This window comes from Pannonibacter sp. XCT-53, from assembly GCF_009915765.1.
GTDB lineage: Bacteria > Pseudomonadota > Alphaproteobacteria > Rhizobiales > Stappiaceae > Pannonibacter > Pannonibacter tanglangensis.
On sequence record NZ_JAABLQ010000005.1, the window covers coordinates 1 to 7,112 of the forward strand.

Genomic DNA, 7,112 nt, shown 5'->3' on the forward strand with positions numbered 1-7,112 from the left:
TTTACTTTTCCGTCTCCACAAGACCTTTGACGAAGAGCTTCTGCATCACGATGATGACAAGCACGGGCGGCAGCATCGACAGGACGGCTGCGGCCATCACGTAGTTCCAGTAGGGCAGGCCATCGGCCACGTCGGCCATGCGCTTGATGGCCATCACGATCGTGTAGTAGCCGGTGTCGGTGGTCACCAGCAGCGGCCAGAGATACTGGTTCCAGCCGTAGATGAAGAGAATGACGAAGAGGGCGGCGATGTTCGTCTGCGACAAGGGCAGCAGGATGTCGCGGAAGAACTTCATCGGCCCCGCCCCGTCGACGCGGGCGGCTTCCAGCAGCTCGTCCGGCACCGTCAGGAAGAACTGGCGGAACAGGAAGGTCGCGGTGGCCGAGGCCAGCAGCGGCACGGTCAGGCCGAGATAGCTGTTCAGCATGCCCAGATCCGCGACCACCTTGAAGGTCGGCAGGATGCGCACCTCGACCGGCAGCATCAGGGTGATGAAGATCATCCAGAAGAAGAACTGCCGGAACGGGAAGCGGAAATAGACGATCGCGAAGGCCGAGAGGATCGAGATCGCGATCTTGCCGGTGGCGATGATCAGCGCCATCACCAGGGAATTCAGCATCATCGGCCCTAGCGGCGGGGCGCCGGAGGTGGAGGCGCCCGTCGTCAGCAGCTCCCAGTAGGTCTGCAGGGCATGCGGGCCGGGCACGAGCGGGATCAGGCCCGACATGAACTCGTCGGGGGCCCGCGTCGAGGCAATCAGCGCCACATAGACCGGAAACGCGACCGCGATGACCCCGAGGATCAGGACCAGGTGGGCAAGGGCAGTGAGCCAGGGTTTGTTTTCGACCATGACGGGCTTGTCCTAGTAGGCCACGCGCCGCTCGACATAGCGGAACTGGATGAAGGTAAGGACGATGACGATCGCCATCAGGATGACCGACTGGGCCGCCGACGACCCGAGGTTCAGGCCGATGAAGCCGTCCGAATACACCTTGTAGACCAGGATGTTGGTCGACTGGGCCGGGCCACCTTCGGTGGTGGCATGGATGATGCCGAAGGTGTCGAACATGGCATAGACGACGTTGACGACCATCAGGAAGAACGAGGTCGGCGACAGGAGCGGCAAGGTGATCGTAAAGAAGCGCTTGAACGGCCCGGCCCCGTCGATCGCTGCCGCCTCTTTCAGCGACATCGGGATCGACTGCAGGCCGGCGAGGAAGAAGATGAAATTGTAGGAGATCTGCTTCCAGCTCGCGGCGATGATCACCAGGATCATGGCGTCGGTGCTGTTGAGGGAGTGATCCCAGTCATATCCCACCATTTCCATCATGTAGGGCAGGATGCCGATGGTCGGGTTGAACAGGAACCACCAGAGGACGCCGGCAATGGCCGGGGCAACGGCATAGGGCCACAGCAGCAACGTCGTGTAGGCGCTTGCCCCGCGGATGAGGCGGTCGACCGCAACGGCAAGGGCAAGGGCGACGCCGAGCGACAGCACTGCCACGCAGACCGAGAACACGGCCGTCACCTGCAGCGAGCTCATGTAGTTGGGATCGGAGAGCAGCGCCGTGTAGTTCGCCAGACCGACGAAGGTGGTCTTGAAGCCGAAGGCATCCTCGCGGAGGAACGATTGCCAGATTGCCTGTCCGGCCGGCCAGAAGAAGAACACGCTCGTGATCGCGAGCTGAGGCGCCAGCAGGAGATAGGGCAGGGCCTTGTTGGGGAAGATCGTGCGTTTGGTTTGCATGCTGGACACCCGGTCGCGCGGCGAACAGAAAGACCCACGCCCCGGTGGCCAGACTGGCCGACCGGGACGCGGGCATCTTGGATCCGGACGGATCAGTTGGCGTTGGCCGCCTCGAATTCGCGCAGCAGGGCGTTGCCGCGCTTGACCAGGTCGTTCAGGGCCACGTCGGCGGTCTTGGCACCGCTCAGGACCTGCTGGAACTCCTCGTCGATGATGTCACGGATCTGGACATAGCTGCCGAAGCGCAGGCCCTTGGAGTTGGCCGTCGGAGCGTTCAGCGTGATCTGCTTGATCGAGACGTCGGCACCCGGGTTCTTCTCGTAGAAGCCCTGCTGCTTGCTCAGCTCATAGGCCGCCTGGGTGATCGGCAGGTAGCCGGTGTCCTGGTGCCACTGTGCCTGCACTTCCGGCGACGACAGGTAGGAGAAGAAGTCGGCAACGCCCTTGTACTCGGCGTCCGCCTTGCCCTGCAGCACCCAGAGGGTGGCGCCGCCGATGATGGAGTTCTGCGGCTTCACGTCGGCGTAGTGCGGCAGCATGGAGATGCCGACCTCGAAGTCCTTGGCGTTGGCCAGAACGCCCGCGCGCGAGGCGGAGGAGTTCATGTACATGGCGCATTCCTGCGAGTAGAACTTCGGGGGAGCGTCGTTGCCGCCACCCTTGCCGCCATACTGGAAGATGCCGGCGTCCTGCCAGGTCTTCAGGTTGCCCCAGTGCTTGGCAACGAGCGGGTTGTTGAAGGTCAGTTCGGTCTTCAGGCCGCCGAAGCCGTTCTCCAGCGTGCCGATCTGCTGGTTGTGCCAGGCCGAGAAGTTTTCGGTCTGGACCCAGGACACCCAGCCCGTGGTGAAGCCGCACTTCGCCGCGCCCGACTCCATGATCTTCTTGGAGAAGGCTTCAACGTCTTCCCAGGTCTTCGGCGGGGTGTTCGGATCAAGGCCGGCCTTGGTGAAGACGTTCTTGTTGTAATACATCACCGGCGTGGACGAGTTGAACGGCATGGAGAGCATGTTGCCCTCGGTGTCCGTGTAATAGCCCACGACGGACGGCAGGAAGGCCTTCGGGTCGAAGTCTTCACCGGCGTCCTTCATCAGCTGGTAGACCGGATAGACGGCGCCCTTGGCGGCCATCATGGTGCCGGTGCCGACCTCGAAGACCTGGACGATGTGCGGCTGCTGGCCGGCACGGAACGCGGCAATGGCCGCCGTCAGGGTTTCGGCGTAGGAGCCCTTGTAGACGGGCACGATCTTGTAGTCGCTCTGCGACGCGTTGTACGCGTTGGCGACGCCTTCCAGCTTCGCGCCGAGCTCGCCACCCATGGCATGCCACCAGGTGATTTCGGTCGCGGCGAAGGCGAAGGTCGAGGTGCCTGCCAGCGTCGCGGCGGCGACGAGGCTGGCCATGAGATGCCGAGTAGCCATTGTGTTTCCTGCTCCCAGTTGAGGGGCCGTCTGGCCCGGACAGCGCTTGGAACCGTCTGCCGGGCCGGCAAATGTGCCGGCTGGCGTGTCCCTGCGCTGCTTATTGTTTTCATATGAACGGCGCATGTCGTTCATATGAAAGTTGTACGACAGTTCGATGACGTCGACAATGCCCCCGCAGCGTCCCGGGTACGGTGCGACGCAGCAAGAACCTGCCATTCCGTGTAAATCCGGGCGCGGTTCGACGATGTTTCATCCCGTTCCACGAAATTCCATTGTAACCGCCCTGTAACAATCGGCCCTGCAGGCCGGCTTTGCATGCCGGTGACACGGGAAGGGGCTGGTGACGCGACTGTCGTCGAATATTCGTCACGACGACATCACGCGTTCATATGAAAACACTACGCAGTCGTCGCCCATCGAGCCGTCCGGTCTGGCCGCGCTGCGACAGGCTGCGCGCCTCCGGGCGCGCGTCAGCCCATTCCAATCAGGGAGTGTTCCATGTCTTTCCGCAAGTTCGTCGCCGGTACCGTTGCCGCGGCTGCCCTCGCCGGGTTCTCTGCCCCCGCCTTCGCCGCAACCCAGATCAGCTTTTGGCACGGCATGGGTGGCCGGAACGGCGAGATCCTGAACGAGCTGGCGACCAAGTTCAACGCGGCCCAGTCGGCCTGCGTCCTGACGCCGGTCTCCAAGGGCAACTACGAAGAGGCCCTGGCCTCCGGCATCGCGGCCTTCCGCTCGGGCCAGCAGCCGAACGTGCTGCAGGTGTTTGACGCCGGCGCGGCCACCATCATCAACGCCAAGGGCGCGACCGTTGCCGCGGAAGACCTGCTGCGCGAGGCCGGCTACCCGTTCAAGGCGGACGACTACATTCAGGGCGTGCGCTACTTCTACGCCGATGCGGCCGGCAAGTTCGTCGGCATGCCGCTCTCCTCGTCCGCGCCGATCATGTACTACAACGTCGATGCGCTGAAGAAGGCCGGCGTCGAGGCCCCGAAGACCTGGGAAGAGTTCGAGGCGATTGCCCCGAAGCTGAAGGATGCCGGCTTCATCCCGCTGGTCCAGTCGCACCTGCCGTGGCAGATGGTCGAGAACTTCCATTCCCGCAACAACCTGCCGTTTGCCACCAACAGCAACGGCTTCAGCGGCGTGGAAGGCACCAAGATCCTCGTCAACACCCCCGAACAGCGCAAGATGTTTGAAAAGCTCGTGGCCTGGAAGGACCAGGGCCTGTTCGGCTTCTTCGGCGCCGGCTGGAACGAGAACCAGAAGCCGTTCGAGGAAGGCAAGGTCGCTCTCTGGATCGGCTCGTCGGGCTCCTTCGGCGGCCTGCAGAAGACCGCGACCATGCCGTTCGGCGCGACGTTCCTGCCCTACTGGGAAGGCATCAAGGGCGCCGGCACCAACTCCTTCATCGGCGGCGCTGCCCTGTTCGCCATGGCCGGCAAGCCGGCCGCGGAGAACAAGTGCACGGCCGACTTCTTCCACTTCCTGAGCTCGCCGGACATCCAGTACTGGTACCACAAGACCTCCGGTTACGTGCCGATCACCTCGGCCGCCTACGAGCTGGCCAAGAAGGACGGCTACTACCAGCAGACGCCGGCCGCGGAAGTCGGCATCAAGCAGCTGATGCTGCCGGGCGGCGAGTGGTCGAAGGGCTACCGCATGGGCTTCTACCCGCAGATCCGCGACGTCATGAACCGCGAATTCGGCAAGGTCTTCTCCGGCCAGACCAAGGTCGAGGACGCCTTCAAGACGATCGAGGACGAGGCCAACCAGATCCTCGCCCGCTTCGCCAAGACCGCCGGCTGATCTGATCCTGCCAGTGAGACAACGGCCGGGCCATGCCCGGCCGTTCGACCTGCCGAGTAACCTACCCCCGTCATCCCGGCCAAGCCGAGCGAAAGCGAAGCGACGAGCCGGGATCCAGATGTCAGCCGCGCGAAGCGCGACGGACCCGATCAAGCGCATGCTTTTTGCGTTGCATTGTCTTTGGGTTCGCGTGCGCTCGCACTGACGCGCTGGATTCCGGATCTGCGGTTCGCTGAACGCTCACCTTGTCCGGAATGACGGAAACCGAGCGAAACTCGGGGGGATCATGCTGAACGCCGGGCCATGCCCGGCCGTTCATCCTGTCGTCCGTTCCGCGTCCTGCCGGCCCACCGGGTCCAGGACGCCCGCCAGATCCGCGAGCAAGCCCATGAAGCGCGCCCAGTTCTCCTCGCCGCTGCTGCCCTACCTTCTGCTTGCGCCGCAGCTGGTGATCATCTTCATCTTCTTCTACTGGCCCTCCGCCCAGGCGATCCAGTCCTCCTTCTACATCGAGGACCCGTTCGGCTTCGGCGCGACCTTCGTGGGCCTGGAAAACTACGCGATGGTGCTGGGATCGGCGGAATATCTGCGCATTGCCCGGTTCACTGTCTTCTACACGCTGATCGTGACCTTCCTGTCGCTGACGATCGCGCTCGTGCTCGCCGTGAAAGCCGACGCGGTGCTGACCGGCGCCTCGACCTACCGCACCCTGCTGATGTGGGTCTATGCCATCGCGCCGCCGGTGGCCGGCCTGATCGGCATCATGTTCTTCGACCAGCACATCGGGCCGCTGGTGGATCTGGCCGCGGTCTTCGGCTGGGACATGCGCGTCGGCGTCAACTACTACGACACCGCCTTCGCCATGGTGGTGATCGCCGTCTGGAAGCAGATCCCTTACAATTTCATCTTCTTCCTGTCCGGGCTTCAGGCCATCCCGAAGCATCTGCGCGAGGCGGCGGCGATCGACTGCCGCTCGGAGCTGCGCCGCTTCTGGACCGTGACGCTGCCGCTGCTGGCGCCGACGGCCTTCTTCCTGCTCATCATCAACATGACCTACGCGCTGTTCGACACCTTCGGGATCATCGACATCGTGACCCGCAACGAACCGGCCAACAATCCGGTCACGCTGGTCTACAAGGTCTATCTCGACGGTTTCCGCTCCAACGACCTGGGCAGCTCGTCGGCCCAGTCGGTGATCCTGATGGTGGTGGTGCTGCTGCTCACCATGGCCCAGTTCCGCTTCATCGAGCGGCGTGTCCACTACGGCTGAGGAGCCCGTCATGTCCCGCGTCAGACCGTTCGACCACCTGCTCCTGATCCTCGGCGCCTTCTTCATGATCGCGCCGGTGGTGATGGCGTTCCTGACCTCCACCCATTCGTCCATCGAGATCCACCAGAACGGCCTGATGCTCTCGATGGGCGACGAGCTGGTGGCGACCTACACCAAGGTCCTGACGCACCAGGGCGGCTTCACCGGTCAGGTGACCGGCACGACGATGCTGATGAACTCGCTGATCCTCGGCGTCGGCTTCGCCGTGGGCAAGATTGCCCTGTCGATGATCGCGGCCTATGCGCTGGTCTACTTCCGGCTGCCGCTGGCGAGCCTGTTCTTCTGGATCATTTTCACGACGCTGCTGCTGCCGCTCGAGGTGCGCATCCTGCCGTCCTACGAAGTGGTGCAGGGCCTCGGCATGCTCAACAGCTACTCCGGCCTGATCGTGCCGCTGCTGGCCTCGGCCACGGGCACCTTCTACTTCCGGCAATTCTTCCGCTCGGTGCCGGAGGAACTGGTCGAGGCCGCCCGCATCGACGGCGCCGGCCCCGTCCGCTTCTTCCTCGACATCCTGGTGCCGATCTCCCGCACCATGATCGCGGCGATCTTCATCATCATGTTCGTCTATGGCTGGAACCAGTATCTCTGGCCCACGCTGATGACCAATGACGAGGCCTATTTCACCCTCGTGCGCGGCATCAAGACGATCCTGCTGTCCTGGATCGGCTCGCAGATCCCCGACTACAACGAAGCCTTTGCCCTGACGATCCTGGCCATGCTTCCACCCGTGCTCATCGTGGTGGTGTTCCAGAGCTGGTTCATCAAGGGCCTGACCGAAAGCGACAAGTGAGCAGCTGCC

6 protein-coding genes are annotated in these 7,112 nt (G+C 63.3%); 3 read left to right on the forward strand and 3 right to left on the reverse strand.

The window, feature by feature from the left end:
- Window position 1: 1 nt before the first annotated feature.
- The 3 genes from ugpE (GWI72_RS19815) to ugpB all read right to left on the reverse strand — a co-directional run bounded on the left by ugpE (GWI72_RS19815) (window position 2) and on the right by ugpB (window position 3,150).
- Entirely contained in the window at window positions 2-850 is an 849-nt protein-coding gene (gene ugpE / locus GWI72_RS19815; RefSeq protein WP_161678203.1) for a sn-glycerol-3-phosphate ABC transporter permease UgpE, read from the reverse strand.
- Window positions 851-862: 12 nt separating this feature from the next.
- Window positions 863-1,747 (reverse strand): sn-glycerol-3-phosphate ABC transporter permease UgpA, encoded by an 885-nt coding sequence (gene ugpA, locus GWI72_RS19820; protein ID WP_161678201.1) that lies wholly within the window; start codon window positions 1,745-1,747, stop codon window positions 863-865.
- 92 nt (window positions 1,748-1,839) lie between these two features.
- On the reverse strand, window positions 1,840-3,150 hold the full coding sequence (ugpB, locus tag GWI72_RS19825; protein WP_208996000.1) for a sn-glycerol-3-phosphate ABC transporter substrate-binding protein UgpB: 1,311 nt from the start codon (window positions 3,148-3,150) through the stop codon (window positions 1,840-1,842).
- Window positions 3,151-3,669: 519 nt separating this feature from the next.
- Between ugpB and GWI72_RS19830 the strand changes: the two genes are divergently transcribed.
- From GWI72_RS19830 to ugpE (GWI72_RS19840), 3 genes are all read left to right on the forward strand, one after another.
- Window positions 3,670-4,980: an extracellular solute-binding protein gene (locus GWI72_RS19830; RefSeq protein ID WP_161709751.1), complete on the forward strand. Its 1,311-nt coding sequence runs from the start codon at window positions 3,670-3,672 to the stop codon at window positions 4,978-4,980.
- Between the two features lie 388 nt (window positions 4,981-5,368).
- Window positions 5,369-6,250 carry an ABC transporter permease subunit gene (locus tag GWI72_RS19835; RefSeq protein WP_161709752.1) on the forward strand — a complete coding sequence of 294 codons (882 nt, stop codon included), beginning with the start codon at window positions 5,369-5,371 and terminating at the stop codon, window positions 6,248-6,250.
- A gap of 10 nt (window positions 6,251-6,260) precedes the next feature.
- Window positions 6,261-7,103, forward strand: a complete 843-nt coding sequence (gene ugpE, locus GWI72_RS19840) for a sn-glycerol-3-phosphate ABC transporter permease UgpE (protein ID WP_161709753.1) — start codon at window positions 6,261-6,263, stop codon at window positions 7,101-7,103.
- Window positions 7,104-7,112: the final 9 nt, after the last annotated feature.

Excerpts from the sequence above, each read along its gene's own strand:
- ugpE (WP_161678203.1), bottom strand. The coding sequence starts at position 850 with ATGGTCGAAAACAAACCCTGGCTCACTGCCCTTGCCCACCTGGTCCTG.
- ugpA (WP_161678201.1), bottom strand. The coding sequence starts at position 1,747 with ATGCAAACCAAACGCACGATCTTCCCCAACAAGGCCCTGCCCTATCTC.
- ugpB (WP_208996000.1), bottom strand. The coding sequence starts at position 3,150 with ATGGCCAGCCTCGTCGCCGCCGCGACGCTGGCAGGCACCTCGACCTTC.
- GWI72_RS19830 (WP_161709751.1), top strand. The coding sequence starts at position 3,670 with ATGTCTTTCCGCAAGTTCGTCGCCGGTACCGTTGCCGCGGCTGCCCTC.
- GWI72_RS19835 (WP_161709752.1), top strand. The coding sequence starts at position 5,369 with ATGAAGCGCGCCCAGTTCTCCTCGCCGCTGCTGCCCTACCTTCTGCTT.
- ugpE (WP_161709753.1), top strand. The coding sequence starts at position 6,261 with ATGTCCCGCGTCAGACCGTTCGACCACCTGCTCCTGATCCTCGGCGCC.